Annotated in this window: 21 protein-coding genes; 6 read left to right on the top strand and 15 right to left on the bottom strand. The window is 50.2% G+C overall.

Going from position 1 to position 22,014, the window contains the following annotated elements:
• Positions 1 to 162: 162 nt before the first annotated feature.
• The 4 genes from ACO0K3_RS00770 to ACO0K3_RS00755 form a co-directional block, all read right to left on the bottom strand.
• On the bottom strand, positions 163 to 366 hold the full coding sequence (locus ACO0K3_RS00770; RefSeq protein ID WP_262836415.1) for a cold-shock protein: 204 nt from the start codon (positions 364 to 366) through the stop codon (positions 163 to 165).
• A 232-nt stretch (positions 367 to 598) separates the two neighbouring features.
• Positions 599 to 1,210, bottom strand: a complete 612-nt coding sequence (locus tag ACO0K3_RS00765; protein WP_422981017.1) for a TetR/AcrR family transcriptional regulator — start codon at positions 1,208 to 1,210, stop codon at positions 599 to 601.
• An 87-nt stretch (positions 1,211 to 1,297) separates the two neighbouring features.
• Complete coding sequence (locus ACO0K3_RS00760) at positions 1,298 to 1,777, bottom strand: thioesterase family protein (RefSeq protein WP_422981015.1); 480 nt, start codon at positions 1,775 to 1,777, stop codon at positions 1,298 to 1,300.
• Positions 1,778 to 1,977: 200 nt separating this feature from the next.
• On the bottom strand, positions 1,978 to 2,976 hold the full coding sequence (locus tag ACO0K3_RS00755) for a sodium-dependent bicarbonate transport family permease (RefSeq protein WP_422981013.1): 999 nt from the start codon (positions 2,974 to 2,976) through the stop codon (positions 1,978 to 1,980).
• Positions 2,977 to 3,069: 93 nt separating this feature from the next.
• Here ACO0K3_RS00755 and ACO0K3_RS00750 point away from each other — a divergent pair, with 93 nt between their 5' ends.
• The 3 genes from ACO0K3_RS00750 (at position 3,070) to ACO0K3_RS00740 (ending at position 5,632) form a co-directional block, all read left to right on the top strand.
• Positions 3,070 to 3,996, top strand: a complete 927-nt coding sequence (locus ACO0K3_RS00750) for a LysR family transcriptional regulator (RefSeq protein ID WP_422981011.1) — start codon at positions 3,070 to 3,072, stop codon at positions 3,994 to 3,996.
• 224 nt (positions 3,997 to 4,220) lie between these two features.
• Complete coding sequence (locus ACO0K3_RS00745; RefSeq protein ID WP_422981009.1) at positions 4,221 to 4,604, top strand: hypothetical protein; 384 nt, start codon at positions 4,221 to 4,223, stop codon at positions 4,602 to 4,604.
• Positions 4,601 to 5,632, top strand: coding sequence for a CapA family protein (locus ACO0K3_RS00740; protein ID WP_422981007.1), 1,032 nt, complete (start codon positions 4,601 to 4,603; stop codon positions 5,630 to 5,632). Before ACO0K3_RS00745 ends, ACO0K3_RS00740 begins: the two co-directional genes overlap by 4 nt.
• On the opposite strand, the gene ACO0K3_RS00735 is transcribed toward ACO0K3_RS00740, so the two are convergent.
• On the bottom strand, positions 5,610 to 5,918 hold the full coding sequence (locus ACO0K3_RS00735) for a 2Fe-2S iron-sulfur cluster-binding protein (RefSeq protein WP_422981005.1): 309 nt from the start codon (positions 5,916 to 5,918) through the stop codon (positions 5,610 to 5,612). The genes ACO0K3_RS00740 and ACO0K3_RS00735 overlap by 23 nt on opposite strands.
• Before the next feature lie 260 nt (positions 5,919 to 6,178).
• Between ACO0K3_RS00735 and ACO0K3_RS00730 the strand changes: the two genes are divergently transcribed.
• Positions 6,179 to 6,517, top strand: a complete 339-nt coding sequence (locus tag ACO0K3_RS00730) for a hypothetical protein (RefSeq protein ID WP_422981003.1) — start codon at positions 6,179 to 6,181, stop codon at positions 6,515 to 6,517.
• 359 nt (positions 6,518 to 6,876) lie between these two features.
• On the opposite strand, the gene ACO0K3_RS00725 is transcribed toward ACO0K3_RS00730, so the two are convergent.
• The 4 genes from ACO0K3_RS00725 to ACO0K3_RS00710 form a co-directional block, all read right to left on the bottom strand.
• Positions 6,877 to 7,173 (bottom strand): SCP2 sterol-binding domain-containing protein, encoded by a 297-nt coding sequence (locus ACO0K3_RS00725; protein ID WP_422981001.1) that lies wholly within the window; start codon positions 7,171 to 7,173, stop codon positions 6,877 to 6,879.
• 135 nt (positions 7,174 to 7,308) lie between these two features.
• On the bottom strand, positions 7,309 to 7,938 hold the full coding sequence (locus tag ACO0K3_RS00720) for a class I SAM-dependent methyltransferase (protein ID WP_422980999.1): 630 nt from the start codon (positions 7,936 to 7,938) through the stop codon (positions 7,309 to 7,311).
• Positions 7,939 to 7,989: 51 nt separating this feature from the next.
• A complete protein-coding gene (locus ACO0K3_RS00715) occupies positions 7,990 to 8,787 on the bottom strand; it encodes an HAD family hydrolase (RefSeq protein WP_422980997.1) in 798 nt (265 codons plus the stop codon).
• Positions 8,784 to 9,725, bottom strand: coding sequence for a CysB family HTH-type transcriptional regulator (locus ACO0K3_RS00710; RefSeq protein WP_422956429.1), 942 nt, complete (start codon positions 9,723 to 9,725; stop codon positions 8,784 to 8,786). Before ACO0K3_RS00710 ends, ACO0K3_RS00715 begins: the two co-directional genes overlap by 4 nt.
• A 791-nt stretch (positions 9,726 to 10,516) precedes the next feature.
• Here ACO0K3_RS00710 and ACO0K3_RS00705 point away from each other — a divergent pair.
• Positions 10,517 to 12,790, top strand: a complete 2,274-nt coding sequence (locus tag ACO0K3_RS00705) for a patatin-like phospholipase family protein (protein WP_422980995.1) — start codon at positions 10,517 to 10,519, stop codon at positions 12,788 to 12,790.
• A gap of 239 nt (positions 12,791 to 13,029) precedes the next feature.
• Here ACO0K3_RS00705 and ACO0K3_RS00700 read toward each other — a convergent pair whose 3' ends face one another.
• From ACO0K3_RS00700 to pcaF, 3 genes are all read right to left on the bottom strand, one after another.
• Positions 13,030 to 14,016: a fumarylacetoacetate hydrolase family protein gene (locus ACO0K3_RS00700; RefSeq protein WP_422980993.1), complete on the bottom strand. Its 987-nt coding sequence runs from the start codon at positions 14,014 to 14,016 to the stop codon at positions 13,030 to 13,032.
• A gap of 318 nt (positions 14,017 to 14,334) precedes the next feature.
• Positions 14,335 to 16,215: a methyl-accepting chemotaxis protein gene (locus ACO0K3_RS00695; RefSeq protein ID WP_422980991.1), complete on the bottom strand. Its 1,881-nt coding sequence runs from the start codon at positions 16,213 to 16,215 to the stop codon at positions 14,335 to 14,337.
• A 390-nt stretch (positions 16,216 to 16,605) separates the two neighbouring features.
• A complete protein-coding gene (pcaF, locus tag ACO0K3_RS00690; RefSeq protein ID WP_422980989.1) occupies positions 16,606 to 17,805 on the bottom strand; it encodes a 3-oxoadipyl-CoA thiolase in 1,200 nt (399 codons plus the stop codon).
• Between the two features lie 105 nt (positions 17,806 to 17,910).
• Between pcaF and ACO0K3_RS00685 the strand changes: the two genes are divergently transcribed.
• Complete coding sequence (locus ACO0K3_RS00685) at positions 17,911 to 18,429, top strand: GNAT family N-acetyltransferase (protein ID WP_422980987.1); 519 nt, start codon at positions 17,911 to 17,913, stop codon at positions 18,427 to 18,429.
• Positions 18,430 to 18,453: 24 nt separating this feature from the next.
• On the opposite strand, the gene ACO0K3_RS00680 is transcribed toward ACO0K3_RS00685, so the two are convergent.
• The 3 genes from ACO0K3_RS00680 to ACO0K3_RS00670 all read right to left on the bottom strand — a co-directional run bounded on the left by ACO0K3_RS00680 (position 18,454) and on the right by ACO0K3_RS00670 (position 22,013).
• The gene (locus ACO0K3_RS00680) at positions 18,454 to 18,681 is read right to left on the bottom strand and encodes a hypothetical protein (RefSeq protein WP_422980985.1); all 228 of its coding nucleotides are present in this window, start codon (positions 18,679 to 18,681) and stop codon (positions 18,454 to 18,456) included.
• A complete protein-coding gene (locus ACO0K3_RS00675; protein ID WP_422980983.1) occupies positions 18,678 to 21,197 on the bottom strand; it encodes a bifunctional diguanylate cyclase/phosphodiesterase in 2,520 nt (839 codons plus the stop codon). The genes ACO0K3_RS00680 and ACO0K3_RS00675 overlap by 4 nt, the downstream gene beginning before the upstream one ends.
• Before the next feature lie 348 nt (positions 21,198 to 21,545).
• Complete coding sequence (locus tag ACO0K3_RS00670) at positions 21,546 to 22,013, bottom strand: DUF1854 domain-containing protein (protein WP_422980981.1); 468 nt, start codon at positions 22,011 to 22,013, stop codon at positions 21,546 to 21,548.
• Position 22,014 lies beyond the last annotated feature (1 nt).

Genomic DNA, 22,014 nt, shown 5'->3' with positions numbered 1-22,014 from the left:
TCTTCAACCATCATTCCTATTGCTGACTTTTCCATCATATACGGATTCAATAGCATTCGAAACCAGATGAACACAAAAATTGAGACAAAAAAAATCCCCGACATGTCGGGGATTTTTACTTAGCAACTTAAACAAGTCACATTCTGCGTCTCAATATGAAAATTAGATCGCTTGAATGTTAGAAGCTTGTTTGCCTTTTGGGCCAGTTGTTACGTCGAAAGAAACGCGTTGGTTTTCTTTCAAAGATTTGAAGCCGGAGGATACGATTGCAGAGAAGTGAGCAAACAAATCTTCGCCGCCTTCATCTGGAGTAATGAAACCAAAACCTTTAGAATCATTGAACCACTTAACAATACCTGTTGCCATTACTATTTCCTATTTCAGTTAATGTGGGCAAATGCCCGATAGATCGTTTCAACCAAGAAGAAATGACAGACTGATACTGCACTACCACCTAGAATCTCAACGATTGTTCGATTATACGCATAAATCCCTTACAAAGTAAAATAAAAAGAAATCTTGTGTATTTCGTCTCATTTTGTGCGCTCAAATCACTGATTTTACTGAGGTCACTAACCATCTCATGCAGATGTCTCAGCTATTGTGATGCGGCGTCACCTGTCAGGAAAAAGTCCATAATCTGCTCCGCTAACTGGTCAAGATCAAGTCCCTTGCCCGGCTTATACCATTGCACGCTGTAATTGATTGCGCCTAGCAGTAACAAACGGACAATCTTGCTGTCAGACCTGATCAAACCAGCCTGCTTTAATTCTGAAATCGCGGTTTGCCAAAGCCTGTCATAACGATCCTTGAGATCGATAATTTTCTCCTGCAAATCCGGACTCAGTGCATGCCAGTCGTATAGCAACACAGGGATAAAATCATGCCCCTCACCCAAGACAGTCACAAGATGCGCGCGTAAGAGTTTCTTAAACTTATCCAAGGCTGGCAGTTGGCTGGCGACGATACCTTCTGCCTCATCAAGCCCGGCGACCAAGCCCTCCTCCATCACTGCGGCAAGTATCTCCTGCTTACTCTTGAAGTGATAAAAAGGGCTGCCGGAGCGCATACCCACTGCACTGGCGATATCGCGTACGGTCGTCGCGTCATAGCCCTTTTCACGGAAGAGTCGCGCCGACACTCGCACCAGGTCTGCACGACGATTTCCTTCTTCATCAAGGACAGTTGCCAGCGGACGAAATTTAGCCATAGTGATTCTGTGGTTCAGTTGATGGGCTGCCATGTAAAAGAGCCAGCATTATAAGTGCCGCGTATCAATACGCACGAACGTCTACTTTTATGCTCGCCCGTGCAACATGAACGCTGCAGCACCAGTCGCAATACGTTCGCCCTGCTCATTGCGCAAATCCATGAGGACATTCGCCACCCGTTTACCCAATCGTGTAACTTCAGCAGTAGCGGTAAAGCGCTTGCCCTTACCCGGCTGCAAGTAATCAATTCGCAAATCAATCGTACTCATGTTGCCGAATTCTTTTAATTGCGAGAGCGGATCGTCTTTCGGGCTCTGCTTCGCCATTTTCAACAGAATAGCGAAGCCCGCAACACTATCAAGCACTGAGGCAATCACGCCTCCATGCAGCATGCCTTGCGCAAAATTCCCCAACAACTCTTCGCGCATATCAAAATGAATCATTGGGTTCTCAGGATCAAATTCGCCAAGTTTGATCCCTAATAATTGGCAAAACGGAATTTTCTCTTCCATGACCATACGCAGCATCTGCTGAAATTCTGGATTATCGATAATGTGTTGTGTCATAGCGGCGAAATATCATGTGTAGTCGATTCAAACTTTGAAGAATGCGCTCAGTAGTTGTACCCATTCTACTAAGCAAGCAGTTGCTTTGTAAAGTTACACAACCTGATTACCGAGCTGTCTGATGATGACGCTAGCAGGCCCGCTCCGATGTAACGACATCCATCAAACGCCATCTGACTATCCAATTAAGCAAGACACAATTAAGTCAAAACACGCTGTGCAATATGTGAATAAAGCGGAATTCCGACCAGAATATTCAATGGGAACGTCACTCCCAGCGACAGCCCGATATACAGAGAAGGATTCGCCTCCGGAATTGCAATACGCAATGCGGCTGGCACGGCGATGTACGACGCGCTGGCAGCTAATAACATCAGCAGACTAGCGTCTCCCGGATGAAGGCCGCACAAGATGCTCAACAGTAATGCCACACCGGCATGCAGCACTGGCGCAACGACGGCATAGATCAGTAAGCCGATTGAGCTGTTCTTCAATGCACCGATATTACGCGCCGCCAGCAAGCCCATATCAAGTAGAAAGAAAGCCAGCATGCCTTTAAATAAATCGACGGAAAACACATGCATCACGGCTTTACCAGACTCACCCGTCAACATACCGATTACCAGAGCGCCCATCAAGAGCATTTGTGCACCATCAGTTACTGATTCATGCAGCAGTTTGCCGAGAGAAACCTGAGAACCGGTTATCCGCGGCGGCTGATCCGGCACCAATGAACTACTTTGAGCAGATAAAGAATGCCGTACGCGGTTCGCGAGCAGTACCGCGATCACGATTGCTGGCGACTCCATCAGCGCCATCGCTGCGGCCATGTGCCCGCCATAGGCAATCTGATGACTCTCCAAAAATTGCGTCGTGGTGATGAACGTGACCGCGCTTACAGAGCCATAAGTTGCCGCAATTGCCGCAGCATCAAATCCCGATAGAAATCGCCGTAAGACCTGATAACCAATAACCGGAATCAAGATCGCCAGTAATACAGCGCAAGCGAGACTAGTGGCGACACTGCTATTAAAGCCCGACTCCGCTAGCGCAAAACCGCCCTTCAATCCCAGTGCCATCAACAAATACAAGGATAAAAACCGCGAAATCGGTGGCGGAATCTCCAGATTGGATTTCACCAGTCCCGCCAGCAGGCCAAACACAAAAAATAAAATCGCAGGGTCTAAAAAACTTTGCATATCGTCCTCAAAAAATGATCTGGGCGAATTGTAAATTCTGGTCACTCATCAAGTAAAATCAATAATAACAATACTTACCATCGATTAAAATCTATGCATGCAAGCTTCAGACAACTCAAAGTCTTTCTCGCCATCGCCGAGCATGGCAGCATCACCGCGGCCGCCCGAGCCTGTCACATCACGCAGCCGACTGTGTCAATGCAAATGAAAGAGTTGTCAGACGTCATTGGCTTACCGCTCTACGAACAGATAGGCAAGCGCCTGCATCTGACCGAAGCCGGTGAAGCCTTGGTCGAAACCGCACGCAATATGGAGCAAGAGTGGAGTAATTTTGAGCAAACCATCGCTGGCCTGCTTGGCCATACCACGGGACGATTACGCGTAGCCGTCGCAAGTACAGCCAAATATTTTGTCCCGCGTATCCTGGGAGATTTTTGCCGGCAATTCCCTGACATTGATATTGCGTTTGAAGTATTGAACAGAGACGGCGTGGTGCAACGATTACGGCAAAATGCCGATGACCTCTACATCATGTCGATGCCGCCCGGCGATATTGATCTGGTGCAGCACGCTTTTCTACAGAATCCTCTGGTGCTCATCGCGCCTGTTACGCATCCACTCGCAAAAAGGAAATCACTCCATTTGAATGACTTATCTGAGGAGTTATTTATTCTGAGAGAGTCAGGATCAGGCACGCGCCTGGCCTGCAATGCCCACTTCGCTCAACTCAACTTTCATCCCAAGGTGCGCCTTGAGTTAGGGAGCAATGAAGCGATCAAGCAGTCTGTCGCCAGCGGACTCGGTCTGGCCGTTATTTCCACCCATGCCTTAACTATGCATCCAGAGCAAGAGGGGCTGAAAATACTAGCGGTGAAGCAATTTCCGATTCATTCGAACTGGTGGGTTATCCATCCGCGCGGCAAACGACTGTCGCCGATTGCAACAGTTTTTTTGCAACACATGACGAGCTACACAAAAAACTATAAGCTAGGCAGCTCCTTGCCAGACGGAAAATTGTAAACAATGTGACGTCACATACGATCAATATCCCTATCGGCAATGATCGAACTCCAACCTTACTCCAGGCGATAAGAATAATGACGCAGCCAGTAATCATAATGAATGTCAGTAATAACTACAGCAGTCGCAATAACAATAACAATAGCAATAGCAAATGCAGTCGAATAAAGCTTTTCTCAGCTCTTGGTCAGCAGTTCATCTCATTGAAAGCCGTCATGATTGCGGTGCCACTCGCCATAACATTATTCAGTGCTGGCAACGCCCATGCCAAGCCATTGTTACGCTGCCATGTTACTTATGCCGGTAGCACACAGATCATCGAGACCACGCCGACCACAGATCCGTACGCCATTGAGCCGGTTGATATTGGTGGTCGCTTTTTATTTAAAGCAGTGATGACGGGTAAAGAAAACGCCATCGATTACATCAAGCTGTACGCCTACTTTCAGACACGTCATAAAGATATGCCGATCCATCAGGCGACTTACTATCCGCCTTTTACTCTCTCAAAAAGTCCCGTTCAGTTGACACCAAAAAACTCGCTATACGCGGGTGACGTGGAAAGAGAATTACAGTATTTCTGTACCTTGCAAGAGGTACAGCCATGATGCGCAGAATTTCGATGACACTGACACTAGTAACTCTATGCGCCTGCCTGTGCGCATGCTTATGTACCACCTTACCGGCTACCGCAGCCGACAGGACAGCCACGATCCCGGCAAGCAAAGAGGACACCGTCAGTATTTTATTCGCAGGAGATATCGTTCTGGATGGCAAACCGGGTCAGGCGATTGAGCAAGGCAAGGATCCCTTTGCCGCATTCGCCACGATTCTGAAAGATGCCGACATCCGTATCGGCAATCTCGAATGTGTAGTGGCAACGAGCGGTGATGCCGCGGATAAAAATTTCACCTTCCGTGCGCACCCTCGTACCCTGGCTATCCTCAAACGTCATTTCGATGCCGTCGGGATTGCGAATAATCATTCCGGCGATTTTGGCCGTGACGCGTTCGCTGAAATGCTAGGCTTACTTAACCAGCAAAAGATACCGCACTTTGGTGGCGGCAAGAATTTACGCGATGCCCACACGCCGCTCATCATCGAACGAAAAGGACTACGTATCGCTCTGCTCGCCTATAACGAATTCATGCCAAGGAGTTTTGAAGCCGATGCGAATGCCGCAGGTATCGCCTGGAGCGAAAACGAACAAGTCGTTGACGATATTCGCCAGGCTCGCAGCGTGTACAAGGCAGACCTCGTCATTCCGTTCATGCATTGGGGCTGGGAAAATGAACTCAGCGCAGGCCAAAGGCAACGTAGCCTGGCGCGCATCATGATTGATGCCGGTGCCGATGCCGTGATCGGCGGACATCCGCATGTCATCCAGGATGTCGAACACTATCAGGGCAAACCCATCATTTATAGCATTGGCAATTTTATGATTGATGCGCTGGATAATGACGCGCAGACCAAGGGTTGGGTCATCCGCCTGCACGTGAACCGTCAAGGCGTACAAGCCTGGGATACGGTATTAGGGAAAATTGACGACGACGGCATTCCTCATCCGGTAGCCAACGAAGCCAGCGCCTGCTGGGACAAGCAGAGCGATCAGGTCAGGCAATGCGTTCGTCAGTGACAAAGGGTAAATCGAGCAACAGATCCGAGCGGGCCTGCGCCACACAAGGCAAAATCGCCGCCTCGGCTTTTTCATCAAAAGATAAACCTGGCCAATCGACGATATAGTCAACCACACCGCTCTCCATCTGACACAAGCAGGTTCTGCACGTACCGTTCCGGCACGACGCAGGCAGTTGAAAACCTGCCAGTTGTGCCGCCTGCAGTACGGTTACATCAGCTGTCGCCGGGAACGACCAGCCCTGTCTGACTAAAATCACCTGAAAGACTACGTCTGCTTTATCCATCTCATTTTTTCACTCTGCATTTTTACTCTTAAGCTGATCCATCGCTGGCGGCAATCGGCACCTGATTCTGTCAATGACATACCAATATGGCACCGCAGCAAATGTAAACACGCATCAGGAATTTTGATCTGTCGCAGACTTATTGTTACCGGGCTTGAGTTATGCCAAAGTTTTGACTAGATTAAAAGTCCCACCAGAATCATTTGCTAATGCAATAGCTTAGCAGTGGATTCGCAATCTCGTTGGCACAGGAGTAAAAAATGATCAGTGCAACATCATCAAGCTACTATGAAAATGACTTAACCTATAGCGAACGCCGTGGTACCAGAGCGCCGCAGTTCACCCTTATGGAACTCGATCCCAGAGACGTGATTGATGGCGTCATGCTAGAGCGGGGATATCTGTCTGAGGATGCGCAGTCATCTGGAAAAATGCGTGAAATCTGCCCGCATTGCAGTGGCGTTCCGCTGCAATTAATTTTACGGTTCCGGCACGTCAAACGCGCCCACCTATTTTGCGACTGCTGCACCCGCTGCTACGACGCACTGTATCCCGACGGCAGCTCAGCACTGGCCTTGGGTGCCGTATCCTTGGTCTGAACCTCTGGATTCACCGGACCTAAATTAAAAAAGTAAGCCTCAAAAGAAAACTTCTAAAGAGAAATTCTAAAAACAAACACGCCCTGTTTATGCGGGACTCCAGTCACTTTCATGCTGGAAGGCGCATCAATACGGCGTGTTTTGTTTTGGAAATTTTTAAAAACCGCGAAATTAAAAAATCACATCGACAGGACTGACGAAAAAACCAAGACCTCTCACCACAGAGACACTGAGACACTGAGGAAAGGCAGGAGTAAGCGGTTCCATTAAATATCGATTGAAGGTTTTTTAGAAATTCCCTTTTGGGAACGCTACAAATCTGAAATCCTCAATCAGGCTGATGCTGACCCCGACTCTACTCAGACGACTTTTTGCAAGCGCATGGCCACGCTCATGTCACCCGCAACCTTGAGCTTGCCCATCATAAAACCGTTCACCGGATTCAACTCACCGGACAAGAGAGCGCTCAGATCGGCTAATGCCAAAGTAACGGTACAACCCGCATCCCGATTATCGTTGCTCACCGTATTCGGCACTTCGAGCGCGTTGACGAACACCACGCCATCGCTACCGCAATCAAATTTCAATAATGCGTTGAGGCCACTGTCATCACCAACCTTAGCGCGTATTGCTGCTGTGCATTCTTGCAAATCCATGAATCATCTCCCTTTATCATCGAATAATAAAAACCACGCGCAATTTATCATGCTGTATCGCTGTTTTCCAGAATTTAGAGGAAATCCGCTAAGTCACCCGATGACTGGGTTACCTGTCGAGAATAAGCGAAACAATCAGCGCAACACGCAAGTCAACATCCAGAAATGGTCGTTTCTATGTATGCGGATATCGCGTGCGAAGGCAGCGAATTTTTTGCGCATAAAGCTATCGGTGGGGAAATTTTTCACGATATCGACACGGGTGCCATCTTCCTGCAGGCGCTGCTGATAGGTATTGCCCTCGCTGTCTGTCCGGGCAACTGGCAGACTGCTGCCTTCGACATAATTATTATCGATCAATACCAGTACACAGTCTTTACCGACGCGTGACTGAAGTTTTTTGAGAAAGTCGGCCTGCTCTTCTTTTTTAACATGTGACCACCAGAAGCCGCCGAAACAAGCGCTGTAATCGCCTTTAGGCAGATCAAACGCATCGGCAATCGCAAAGCGTACTTTACCGGGTGCGATCTGTTTAGCACTCGCCATATCCAGCATAATTTGATTGATGTCAGTGGCTAGAACTGACTGCGCATCTTCTGCGAAACGCTCAGTCCAGTATCCGGTGCCACAGGCGATTTCTAAGACAGTATGGCCAGCCAGAACTTCACTGATGCGTTCGCTTAATTCTTCCAGGTCTTCCTGGCGCTCTGGTTTGGCATAAATACTGTCGTAGGTCTTTGCTCGTTGAGCGTAGTAGTCGCGCATAGGGTTCTTTCTTTTCACTATCACGGTAATGTTTATTTACCGCATTTTCAATCAGGATGACGCGATCAGCGCATCCACTAATTCTACAAATCCGGCACCATGACTCTCCTGGCAGACATAGCGGGGATGAGCGTCAAAGCGGTCCAGAGACAAACGTATATTTGCCACGCCGACCGAGTGAGGGTAATGCGCAAACATGCTCGCATCATTGGCAGAATCGCCGATAAAAACATACGCCTGCCGCGCCGCCTCGTCTGCGATGCCGACTACCTCATGCAATACGCGCTGACTCATACTCTGTTTCGAAAAACTCGCAAGCGACGCGTGAGCATGAATACTACTGGTCGTCGCAAAAAATCCGCTACTGCGTATCAAATCCGCGACTTGCTGCAATTCTGCGGCTGGTAATGGCGCAATGTGCTCACCGATATCAAATGCCAGATCGCCGACCCGCATCGCTGCATCATCGGCAAGCTGCACATGCGGGAAGTGCGCCGTCATCACGCTGGCAAATGCCTGTAATTGCTGGCGATGCTGCTGCCGAATTACTTCATCCGCATAAAACAGTGACTGCACACGCCCTTGCGAGTCCCGCCAAAATGCACTGGCACCATTTTCAGCAATAACCGCATCAAAACTGCATAAGCCCAGCAAAGGTAAGGTCCAGTAAGTCGGTCTGCCAGTCACGGCAATCACCTTCAAACCAGTCTGCCGCGCTCTTTGTATCGCATCAAGCACCGAAGCACTCAGGCTACCGTGCTTCGTCAGGGTGTCGTCAATATCAGTCAGTATGCCGCGTATCTGGCGGCGCTCTTCTTGCGGCCAATCCGACAGCGGCTGCATATTCATAGATCGTAAGTATCCTTGCCACCCTGCATCACCTGATCAATCAGCTTGCGGTTTAAGGTCGGCGTCATCAGTTCGATAAAGGTATAAATATAGCTGCGCAAATAGGCGCCCTGCTTCACTGCCACCCGCGACACATTCATGCCAAACAGATGACCAACCGGGATCGAGCGCAGCTCTTTATCACGCTCAGCATCAAACGCCATACCGGCAATAATGCCGACACCCATGCCTAATTCCACATAGGTCTTGATCACGTCAGCATCAATCGCTTCGAGCAACACATCGGGTTTTAAATGACGAATCTCAAACGCATGGTCGATCTTGGTTCGCCCGGCAAATGCGCTGTCATACGTAATCAGCGGGTAATGCGCAATCTCTTCCAGAGTCACGCTCTTGCTCTTCAGCAGAGGGTGATCTGGCGGCACCACCACTACATGCTCCCACTGGTAGCACGGCAGGGAAATCAAGCCATCAATACCGGCAATTGCCTCGGTCGCAATTGCCAGATCGGCCTGATCGCGCATGACCATCTCGGCGATTTGCTTAGGATTGCCTTGCAATAGCGAGAGCCGGACTTTGGGATACTTTTGCATAAACGCCTGCACCACCTTTGGCAAGGCATAGCGTGCCTGCGTATGAGTGGTCGCAATGGTGAAGCTGCCGGTGTCCTGCGCTGCATATTCTTTGCCAATACGCTTGAGTCCGTCAATCTCTTGCATGATCAGCTCAACGGACTTCAGCACGGCGCGTCCCGGCTCGGTCAGGCCGCGGATACGCTTGCCATGACGAGTAAAGATATCGACACCCAATTCCTCTTCCAGCTCAATAATGGCCTTGGATACGCCTGGTTGAGAGGTGAACAGCGCTTTGGCGGCTTCGGTCAGGTTAAAATTTTGCCGCACAGCTTCGCGAACAAAGCGCAGTTGGTGTAGGTTCATGGAGTAGCCTTAGGGGTTCGGATTCGTTTTTGCGCAATCTGGCAAAAATCCTGGCAATTGGGTCAGTCAATCGTGATGCTTTGATTTTTACAAACTTGCTAACTGGCGTCAGTATACATTCTAATCACAGCAGTTCGGTATGAATGCGTCGTTTGTGCCTGAAAACCCTGCGATACCGGAAATGCTGTTCAGTTAAACCACGCCCTTTGTTTCCTCATTCCGGCGAAGGCTGGAATTGCGTGAGGTCGTTGCCAAAGGACAAAAGACGCCGGATCCCTGCCTGTGCAGGGATGACGACTTTAGGTTTAGGGTTTTACTGAACGGCATTACTGCGACGCCGAGGTTTGATCCGACCTGGATCAGAGCCGGGAAAGATAGGACAACATACAGATAAGATACAGGTCATCCAAAGGAAACGTCTAAAAACCCTTTAGTCGATAGTCGATAGAACTGCTTACGTCTGTCTTTTCCCTTTGTCTCCGTGTATCCGTGCCTCTGCGGTGAGAGGTCATGTTTTTGCGTCACTCCTATCGAGGTGATTTATCAATGTGGGGTTTTTAGAAGCCCCGTAAAATTAAATCCGCAGGCCGAATGCGGCTTTCCAAGGCATATTGGCCTGAAAGGCTTATCCAGCTTGCGGATAGACTGTAAAGATTGTAATGAATACGAGGTCACGGTTAACCTATCCCCGTCATGGATGGCATGGCCGGATGCACTTATTGTGCTATAACGACCACTGCTGGAATTCTGCCTCTCATTCTTAGATAGCCCTCCTAATCGTTATGCGTCCAATGTACCTGTCTTCTCGTCCTGTGCTGGGTTTCATCATCACTTTGTCTGCCCTGCTAGGTAGCAGTGCTCAGGCCGAGCGGCTTAGCCTGTATAAAGCTGAGACCAAAACCGACAAAGCCCCAAAAATCTGCCTTGCCCTGTCCGGCGGTGGTGCGCGTGGCTTTGCGCATGTCGGCGTATTAAAAACTCTGGAAGCCTTGAACGTGCCGATCGACTGTATCGCTGGTACCAGCATGGGAGCGGTCGTCGGCGGCTTATATGCAGCCGGACTGTCCGCTACAGAAATTGAGCAAAAACTCGAAGCACTGAAGCTCAATGACGTCGCGCTAGACCGGGTCGAGCGCCGGGTCTTACCCCAGGCCATCCGGGAAGAAGATACCCAATACCCGCTCGGTGCGACCTTGGGTCTGAGCGCCAGCGGTGTGCGCTTGCCGACGGGTGCCGTGCAGGCGACGCAATTTCTGGAGTTGCTGCAAAACTGGACGATCCACATCCAGCCCGATATCAAATTCGATCGCTTACCGATTCCTTTCCGGGCGGTTGCGACTGATTTGGAGAGTGGCAAAATGGTTGTATTCGACCAGGGACCTTTGCACACCGCGATCCGCGCAAGTATGGCCGCGCCTGGCGTATTTGCCCCAATCGAAGTCAATGGCCGCCTGTTGACCGATGGCGGCCTGGTGCGCAATCTGCCCGTCGACATCGCTCGCAGCATGGGTGCAGACATCGTGATTGCCGTGAATATCGGGACGCCTCTGCTACCGCGAGACAAACTCCAGTCTCTGTTTAATGTCAGTCAGCAAATGGTAAATATCCTGACCGAACAAAACGTCGAAGCGCAAAAAGCCTCATTGCGTCCCAATGATATTTTGATCGAACCCGATCTCGGCAGCATCAGTTTTATGGATTTTGGACGGGCGTCGGAAGCATCCGTCATCGGCCAGGTTGCCGCGCAAGGCATCCAGGAAAAACTCTCCGCGCTGAGCCTGCAACCGCATCTGTATGTCGCCAGACAGCAAGCACGCCTGCGTCCGCAACTGCCAAGCATTGATATCAGCTTTATCGACATTGATACCAATGGATCGATTCCTGAGAGTGATATCCGCCGTCAGATTTCGATCCAAAAAGGCAGCAAGTACGATGCCGAAGAAATTAACCGCAAACTCGCTCTGATGAATATCTCCCGAGAATACGACAGCATCAATCATGAGCTGATCCAGCGCGACGGGGAATACGGTGTACGCATCAATGCCAAGGGTCGCAATTGGGGGCCGCATTTTTTACGTTTCGGCTTGGCCTTATCCAGCGGCTTTGAGGGTGCAGGCGGCTTCCGTCTGCAAGTCGGCCACCGCCGCCCTTGGCTGACCGACAGCGGTCTGGAGTGGCGTAACGATGTTGAGTTCGGTAACGTCATCCGCTTACGCACCGAGCTGCGCCAGCCATTGTTCGAACGCGAAGGCATGTTCGTCGCGCCATATCTGGAACTGGGTCAAAATACCCGGAATTTTTACAACGGCGATACCCGCATCGCTGAATATAATTTCCGCAGCGAGCAGGCAGGCATAGATCTGGCGCTCCCTTTGGGTGAACAAAGTATGCTGGGTGAAGTCAGAATCGGTCTGGGATTGAATCATTATCGCGTCAGGCCAAAGCTGGGCAGTCTGTTGCTGGTGAATGCGGCGGGCGATTTTGTTTCGGCGCCCCTGCCGAGCGCCGACTTGCAGCAAGTCGGCATCAAATCCTCATTCGTGATTGATCAGCTCAGTGACCCGACTTTCCCGCGCTATGGCTACAAATTTGGCAGCAACCTGTTTATCGGCGCCGATAAAACCCGCACCAATTTCCAGGAATTTTCATTCAACAGCACCTGGGCACAGAGTATTGGCAATCACAGTATTAATCTTAAATTCAATGGCTCTGGCTTGTTTCAGCACGATACCGAGATCAGGGGCATAGGTTCGACTCTGGGTGGTTTTCAGCAATTGTCGGCGTATCAGCCAGACCAGTTTGCCGGTAATTACATGCTATACGGCAGCGCGACCTATCTGCTACGCGCAGTGAAGTTTGATCTGGCGGGACAAAGTCTGTTCCTTGGAACTTCGCTCGAAGCAGGTAATGTCTGGAATACCAAGAACGATATATCGCTATCATCCTTGCGAAAAAGCGCGAGCTTGTTTGCCGGCTTCAATAGCTTTATGGGGCCGATTTATCTGGGTGTCGCGGCTGGTCCGGCAGGTGCCAGAAACGTTTTCTTCCAGCTTGGGCGTCAATAGAGTTTCGCCAGATAATTAAGATACTAGGGCAGAGTATATTTTACACGCCTAATAAAACAGTGCGGATATAGCATGTTTCATAAAAAAATAAGGGGAGTATATCTCCCCTTATGGTTTTTTAAGCAGGTGTTTTTCAAGCAGGTGAACTAAGCGTACGCTCCTGTTCTCAGGTCCCAGACCAGCGACGTCTCTGTTGATGCAAGGTCTCGGTCAATGACGATGACGTGGATTGATGCAGATTATCTGGCGATCTCTACCACGCTCTGATCAATCGCACCAAAAATCGACTTTCCGTTTTTATCCAGCATCTCGATCTTGATGCTGTCACCGAATTTCATGAAAGAGGTGGTCGCCTCCCCATGCGCAATCATTTCCAGCGCACGCTGCTCAGCGATGCAGCTATATCCCTTTGCTGCATCTTTATTCGATACAGTCCCTGAACCAATGATCGTGCCAGCGCGGGCGTTACGGGTTTTGCATAAGTGCGTAATCAGTTGCGGGAACGAAAACACCATATCCACGCCTGCATTGGGCTGGCCGACCAGATTACCGTTCCAGCTTGAACGCAACGGCAGATGGACTTTACCGTCTTTCCAAGCGTCGCCGAGTTCATCCGGCGTCACTGCAACGGGTGAAAAACTCGATGCCGGTTTCGATTGAAAAAAGCCAAATCCTTTCGCCAGCTCCGCCGGAATCAGATTGCGCAGCGAGACATCGTTCACCAGCATCAGCAGACGGATATGCTCCGCGGCATGTTGCACCTTGACGCCCATAGGTACGTCGCCAGTGATCACCGCGATTTCGCTCTCGAAGTCGATACCCCAGTCTTCTGAGCCTAGTTCGATATCGTCTCTCGGACCGATAAAATCATCGCTGCCGCCCTGATACATCAGCGGATCATGCCAGAAGCTTTCAGGCATCTCAGCATTACGTGCCTTGCGCACCAGCTCAACGTGATTCACATAGGACGAGCCATCCGCCCATTGAAAAGCACGTGGCAAGGGTGCCATGCATTTAGCGGGATCGAAGTCAAACGTAGTCGTCGCCCGACCCGCATTCAGCCGCTCATACGCCTCCTGCAGTTGCGGCCCGATAAAATTCCAGTCATCGAGTGCGCGCTGCAAAGTCGGTGCCATGCCATCGGCCATCATCGCGGTTTTTAAATCGCGGGAAACGATCACCAGCTGACCATCACGGGAACCATCTTTCAGGGTTGCGAGTTTCATAAATTTGACTTCATCTCTGTTTAATTGCGAGCATTTTACCTTGTTGTCGGCCGTCGCCCAATAGAGCGGGACAAGTGCGGATATCCTGACAGGAGCCACGTAAAAATACTTGTTGAATACCTGCACACACAAGCACATGCAAGTGCAGACGAGCGACAATAAACGTCGAGATGGATACGGAGATGCGCTGGCGTCTGCAATAAAAAACCCGGGAGGAAAATTTTCCGCCCGGGTTGCAAGACCGCTGTTGAATAATCTATCTAGTCCTGTTAGTCGTTTGGTCTTTTGGTCGTTTGATCTTTTGACCTTTTAGTCCTCTTATTCGTCGTCGTAGCTAATCGCCTGTGCGGACTTGTTCATCACTTTTTTCACAGGATTCGGCGTTTTACGCACAGGGGCGGCGTCTTGCTCCATCCGGAACGCTGACATCGCTGTTTTTAACAAATTGACCTGTTCTTCCAGTGATCCCGCCGCCGCAGCAGCCTCCTCAACCAGAGCGGCATTTTGCTGCGTCGCTTCGTCCATGTGGGCGAGAGCAAGATTGACTTGCTGAATACCGTCACTTTGCTCTGCCGATGCCGAGGTAATTTCATTGATAACGGCAGCAACCTGCTTGACCGCATCCACAATATTCGTCATCGATGCGCCTGCCTTATCGACCAGAACAGATCCCTCGGTGACCTTGCTGACCGAATCCTCGATCAGATTCTTAATCTCCTGAGCCGCGGCAGCACTGCGCTGCGCAAGCGTACGCACCTCACTTGCCACTACCGCAAAACCACGACCCTGTTCACCGGCGCGTGCAGCCTCTACCGCGGCATTCAGTGCCAGAATATTCGTCTGGAAGGCGATGCCCTCAATCACGCTGATGATGTCGACAATTTTCTTCGAGCTATCGGTGATTCCCTGCATGGTGTCAACCACTTTGCCGACGACATCACCACCCTGCGTCGCCACATCGGAGGCATTCAGCGCCATCTTGTTTGCTTCACGTGCGTTGTCGGCATTGTTCCTGACGGCACTGGTCAGTTCCTCCATACTGGCGGCGGTTTCTTCCAATGACGAGGCTTGTTGCTCGGTCCGGCCAGACAGATCCATATTCCCGGTCGCGATCTCCGACGCACCGACGCTAATGGAGTCGGTCGCTCTGCGGACATCCACGACCATGACCCGAAGTTGCTCAATAAACTGATTAAACGCTTGCGCAGTCTGGGCGACTTCATCCTGCCCATCAACATCGATTTTACGGCTCAGATCACCCCCGCCCGCGGCGATTTCAGACATGGCATCACGTACCCGGCGCAAGCCACCCAGCATATGACCAACCAGCCAGGTTGAGACTGGCAACATCACAGCCAGAATCACCAAAAGAACAATGCCGGAAATCAGCAGTAACTGGTCGAGTGCTTCGAGCGCCTTGCTTTTATCAATGACCAGAGCGAGATAAATATCCGAACCGGTAATCTGCTGCAAAAACAGGAAATGCGCTTTACCACCGATCTGCGTGACGACCGGGTCTTTTTGTTTACTCAGAGTCGCCAGATTATCCAGCGCCAGATCGGCAGAAATATCTTTGGCAGGCTTCATGACCTTGGCCTGATCGGCATGCGCCAATACCTGACCACTCTTGTCCAGCAAAAAGGCGTAGCCACCACCCGCAAGTTTGATCGTCAGAATCTGTTCCACAATTTTAGTCAGGAACACATCGGCACCGACAACACCGCCCTCACCGCCTTTCACCGGCGCGGCAAAGGTGATCATCAGACCCGGCGGTGCAACCCCCATATACGGTGAAGTGACGATTGGTTTTTTTGCGTCGAGCGCACCTTTATACCAGGGGCGCACCGTAGGATCGAAGCCTGCTGGCGGCGGGTCAGCCGGGATATTTGTAAATTCCTTGTCGGGCTTGCCCTGATACACACTCAGAAAGCTGCCACCCGCCCGCATCATGGTGAGGCTCGCCTGCAAATCAGCGCCGTTACCAAGCCCCTGAGCAAGGCTATCAACCATCGCCAGATTGGTCTGTATCCAGTTGCTCAAGACCGCGTTATAGCCGGATGCAACGCCACGGATTTCATTATTCAGATCATTCTCGATCTGTGCCTTCATTTTGACGTAGCTACCTATGGTCAACAGTATCGTACACACAGTAACTAGCACACCGATCACAACGATTAATCTGCTCTTCAACGAGTTCATCTTAGATTCCTTAATGCGTTAGTGGAGGCAAAAACTCAAAACCTTGTAGCAAATACTTCTGGCGAATACATAATGACATTGATCAGCTAAGACACCATAAACAGTAAGGTCTGTTAATAATAACGATGAAAATAACGATGAAAATAAGGCGGCATTAAAAATGAGGAATTTCATTTTCATACTACGCCGAGAGGAATAATTCGTCAGCACCCGGCAATGATTTTTTCACTACCGGGCGGGTCAAACAGCGCTATCCGTGCAAAAAACAGACGTTTTAGAGCAAGATAAAACAGATCGCAAGACAGGAATTTCAGGTCATCTTTGATTTAGCTGAATTTACTTAGATTGATGTGCGTCTAGGTAATATCATATGAGCTGAGCTGAGCTGAACTATACGCGCTCAATCACAATGGCAATACCTTGCCCGACACCAATACACATCGTACATAAGGCGTATCTGCCGCCAGAACGCTGTAACTGGTACATTGCCGTCGTTACCAGCCGCGCGCCACTCATCCCCAGTGGATGCCCCAGAGCAATCGCGCCGCCGTTCGGATTTACCCGGGCATCATTGTCCTGCAAGCCTAACTGACGCAACACGGCCAGGCCTTGCGCCGCAAATGCCTCATTCAATTCTATCCAATCCATTTGCGACAAACTGAGGCCCGTCAGCGCCAATACCTTTTGCACCGCGGGTACCGGGCCAATGCCCATGATGCGCGGCGCAACACCGGCAGTTGCCATACCAAGAATACGGGCTTTGGGTATCAGACTGTGCTGCTGTAACGCACTCTCCGATGCCAGCAACAAAGCACAGGCACCGTCGTTGATCCCGGACGCGTTACCGGCAGTCACACTGCCATCAGGCCTAACCACGCCTTTTAACTTACTCAACGATTCTAACGTTGTTGCACGCGGATGCTCATCCTCGGTCAGCACAAGGGGGTCGCCTTTTTTTTGCGCCAGGCTCACTGGAGTAATTTCTTCTGCCAGCACACCGTTCGTCTGCGCCTGCATGGCCTTATGCTGACTTGCCAGTGCAAATGCATCTTGATCAGCGCGGCTGATTTGATACTCGGTGGCCACATTTTCAGCGGTCTCGGGCATGGCATCAACCCCGTACAAAGCGCGCATCTGAGGATTGATAAAGCGCCAGCCGATTGTGGTGTCAAAAATTGCGGCATGGCGTGAGAAAGCGGAATCTGCTTTCCCCATCACCATCGGCGCACGCGTCATGGACTCCACGCCTCCCGCAATTGCCAGCGTAATTTCGCCCGCCTTGATTGCCCGTGCGGCGCTGCCTACCGCATCCATGCCTGAGCCACAAAGGCGATTGATGGTCGCGGCACCGGTTGTGATGGGCAAGCCGGCCAATAAGGCAGACATCCTGGCGATATTCCGGTTGTCCTCACCTGCCTGATTTGCACAACCCAAAATCACCTCATCCAACCGAGACCAGTCGACCTGCGGTTGTCGTTGCATTAGCGCACGCAAAGGAATTGCGCCTAAATCATCGGGGCGTACCTCTTTGAAGATCCCGGCATATCGTCCGATCGGAGTGCGGATTGCATCGCAAATATAGGCGTTCATAAACATCTTTCGGAATGGAATAAAGTCAATGTCAGATGATGCCGAATCCAATTGATTGCTACAATCAAAAAAAATTCATCTTTACGTTCAAGGCAAAAGAAAACTATGGATATTCTTGAGACAGCTCGCCTGAAGTTACGCACGATCAGCATCGATGACGCTGAATTTTATCTGGAACTCATCAACGATCCGTCCTACATCAGTCATATCGGCGACAAAGGCATACGGACGATTGACGCGGCGAAAGAATCGATTCAGCAAGGCCCGATGGCGATGCAGGCGCAATGTGGTTTTAGTTTATATCTCGTTGAGATGCGCACAGAAGCCCGGCCAGTCGGCATTTGCGGTTTAATCAAACGAGATGGTCTGGAGAATATCGATATCGGCTATGCGTTTCTGCCCGCTTTTGCCGGACAAGGTTTGGCCAGAGAAGCGGCCAGTGCTGTGATGCAATATGCCAACGAGACATTGGGAATTCAGCGTCTGGTTGCGATTACTGCACCCGACAACGCGCGCTCATCACACTTGTTGGAAAAAATCGGTTTTCGCTTTGAAAAAATTATCCGCTTGATGCGCAATGGCAAAGAAGAAGTGAGTAAATTCTACACGCGTGACTTTGACTGATTCGGACCAAATTAATCCATCAATTCACGTTTCCGGTTGATCAATGCGCCTGCGTCTGGGATGCCTCGTATGGCTTAACTCAACGACCAGAGCATGCCCGTCGACCAGAGATAAAATCAATTTCTCACTACCCTCGTGGGTTACCTGATAGACCGTCGTTTTGCCTACCGCACTCGATTTTTCCATTGTCGATTGCTGTAGCAATGCCGCCAGTTCAGCCGCAGAACATGCTTGCCAGTTCAGTTTGCTCATGATGTAGAACCGCCCTGGCGCTGCTGGTCGCGGCAGCGTTTGGCAAAACTGGCAACGTCCACCGGGCGTCCGAAGTAATAGCCTTGTACCTGATGGCATCCCATCTTGGTCAGCATACTTGCCTGCTCCTCTTTCTCTACGCCTTCCGCCACAACACGCAATCCCAGACTGACGGCCATGGCGATAATCGCACTGGCAATCGCCGCATCATCTGGATTGGCGTGGATATCGTTAATAAAAGATTTATCGATTTTGAGTTCATCGATAGGGAAGCGGCGCAAGTAAGACAGACTCGAATAACCAGTACCGAAATCATCCAGCGAAATGGCCACACCGAGATTTTTCAGCGCACGCAGAGTCAGTAAGGTGCTCTCAACATCCTGCATCACCATGCTCTCGGTCAGCTCCAGTATCAGCAATTGAGGATTAGCTCCCGTTGCGGTAAATATCGTGGCCACTCTGTCAGCCAGATCCTCCTGCCTGAACTGACGGGAAGACATATTAATCGCAATTTTTAAATCTGCCAGCCCTTGCTTTGCCCATAACACTTGCTGCCGGCAGGCCTCCGCCAGTACCCATTCACCTAAAGGCAAAATCAATCCTGACTGTTCTGCCAGGGGAATAAATTCGACCGGATGTATCATCCCAATCTGCGGATGCTGCCAGCGCACCAGAGCTTCGGCACCGATGATTTTTTGATCGGGCAACGATATCTTGGGCTGGTAATGCAAGACAAATTCCTTGCGTTCCAGACCACGCCGCAATGCAGCTTCCATATTCAGGCGACTAATCGCCGTCACACCCATTTCCGGCACAAATTGTCTGACGCTGTTGCGGCCATGCTCTTTAACCCGGTACATCGCGATATCGGCGTAACGCAACAAAATCTCACCGTGGTCACCATCCTTGGGATAAAAGGAGATCCCAATGCTCGCGGTCACCACGACATCCTGACCAATCACATCAAAGGGCTTGGACAAAGCCGCAAGCACTTTTTCTGCGATGATATCGACGTCACCCGGTTCTCGTAAATCGGTCAAAATCAAGACGAACTCGTCGCCGCCAAGACGCGCAACAGTATCGGTATCACGTACGCATTGCATCAGCCGCTTTGCGACCTCTTTTAACATCGCGTCGCCAGATCCATGTCCGGAAGCATCATTAATCAATTTAAAGTGATCAAGATCGAGCAACATCACAGCAATTAACTGGTTCTCCCGGTTCGCCCAGGCAATTGCATGCTGAATACGGTCGTTCAGTAAATTACGATTCGCCAGACCGGTCAGACTGTCATGGGTCGCCTGATATTCAAGTTCATTCTGATACGTCACGCGGTCGCTGACATCATTGATCACGCTGACAAAATGTGTCGTCGCGGCACCACTTGCATCATGCACAGGCGCGATATGCAATTCATTCCAGAACAAAGAGCCGTCTTTACGATAATTACGCAGCAAGGCTTTGCCTGCACGTTTTTCTCTTAGTGCGGTACGGATTTCCTCCAGATCAGGCTGAGCCAGATCATCACGCACCAGGAAACGTCCCTCAAGACCGACAACCTCTGCCGAGGAATATCCGGTAATCCGTTCGAACGCGGGGTTCACATACACGATGGAGTGATCATGCACATCGCTACGCGTGATCATGATACCGTTGCTGCTCGACACCAACGCCTGCTCACGCAGTAATAAGGCTTGCTCTACGTTGTCGAGTTGAAACCGGTAATCGCTGATATCTTGTTTCACCGCTATCAGATGCGTCATTTGTCCTTCGGCGTCATGCAAAGGTGAGACGATCTGACGCTCCCAATAGGATTGACCATTTTTATGTCGGCATAAAATTTCCCCCTGCCAGTGATCACCGATTTTCAGTGCAAGCAATGTATCCCGATTGACAGCGCCGTCTACGAAGCTACTCGCCCAGAGCACAGGAAGATGCATCAATTCCTGCTGTGTGTAGCCGGACATCAAGGTAAAACTCGCATTGCAATATTCCAGCAAGCCCGTTGTGCCGGTAATGACAACGCCAAATGGGCTCTGTTCCACGGCAAGAGCGAAAATATCGACGCTCTCCTGCAGGCTACGATGATCTTGCGTATGGGTAAAATCGGCAAGCGCGGTCGAGAGCTCTTCTGCCAGCCTGAGCAAAATAGTAAAAGCCTCGCTTCCAATCGTCAGGTCATGGGGCGAGCGAACCCGCAACTCTCCCAATGAACGCTCTGCGTATTGCAAAGCAATCGTCAATTCATTAACGGGAGATGGCGATGAAAGAGATGGATGGCTGCTAGAAATTTGGGCCAGAGAAGCAGAGAATTGTTCATTCACGCCATTAAAATTCACGACGACATCGGCTGAAACATAGGACGCTTTGTCGACCAATAACTGGCAAAATCCTCGCAACATGGATTGGACATCCTGTGCATGCCAGAGGCAATCGGACAGCTCACCCAACAATAAAAACCATCGCTCCAGGCGTTGCGATTCTGCGTCTAATGTTGTCGGATGTTCTTGAGTCACAATGAGATTCCTAAAGATCTGCGATGAATTACGTCAAGATGGGTTTTGATTGTTTTTATACTCCGCTAAGGCTATTTTAGCAACTCAATACATTACCTCATCACTAGCCTTACTCACCTATAAACACCGCGATTGCTGGCGATCAGAGACAACTACAGGATTGCGATCAAATTAACTTTCGGGTAAAAGGCGCTATCGAGTGCGCATATACAAGCATGTAGAAACACATAGGAGCGCATAGAAGCGCATAAAACACATTGCAGATATTGAATTTACCACTCCATAAATAATTTAGCCTCAATGAAAATAAAATTCTCACTGAGGCTATTGAATTGGTTACTGATAAATTTACAAAAAGCGATCCAGTATTTTTCTGCTGTGCTTGTCTATCTCAAACATATCCCGTACTAAAAAATGAATGCCGTGATTATCGGCAATCAGTAAAGAGTTTCTGCCTATGCGACGAATATCCTCCTCGCCCTTGAGCACAAACGCTGTGTCACCACGGTCAGTTTTAACATTCCAGGTACAGGGCGTGGCGTAGCTGGTGACACTGAGAATCTGCTGGATCTCCGGCATAAATTCACGTCCCTCCAGCTCTTCATTCACCAAAACGCGTACTGACTCCGGCAACTCATTGAGTTTCGCAATCCAGGCAACTTCCCGTCCATCTTGCAAGACCATGGAGATACCTTCATCCGGCGTCTGGATAGGAAAAGCACGCACGGGGCTGACATGGTCATGCATCTCGCCGCTGGCGGCAATTAATACCAGATGGCCGAAGCTGTTACGGCTGAGTTGAAATTGATCGTTCATC

It is taken from the genome of Undibacterium sp. Rencai35W (genome assembly GCF_049340185.1).
Classification (GTDB): domain Bacteria; phylum Pseudomonadota; class Gammaproteobacteria; order Burkholderiales; family Burkholderiaceae_D; genus Undibacterium.
This window is presented reverse-complemented; position numbering and strand designations above follow the sequence as displayed.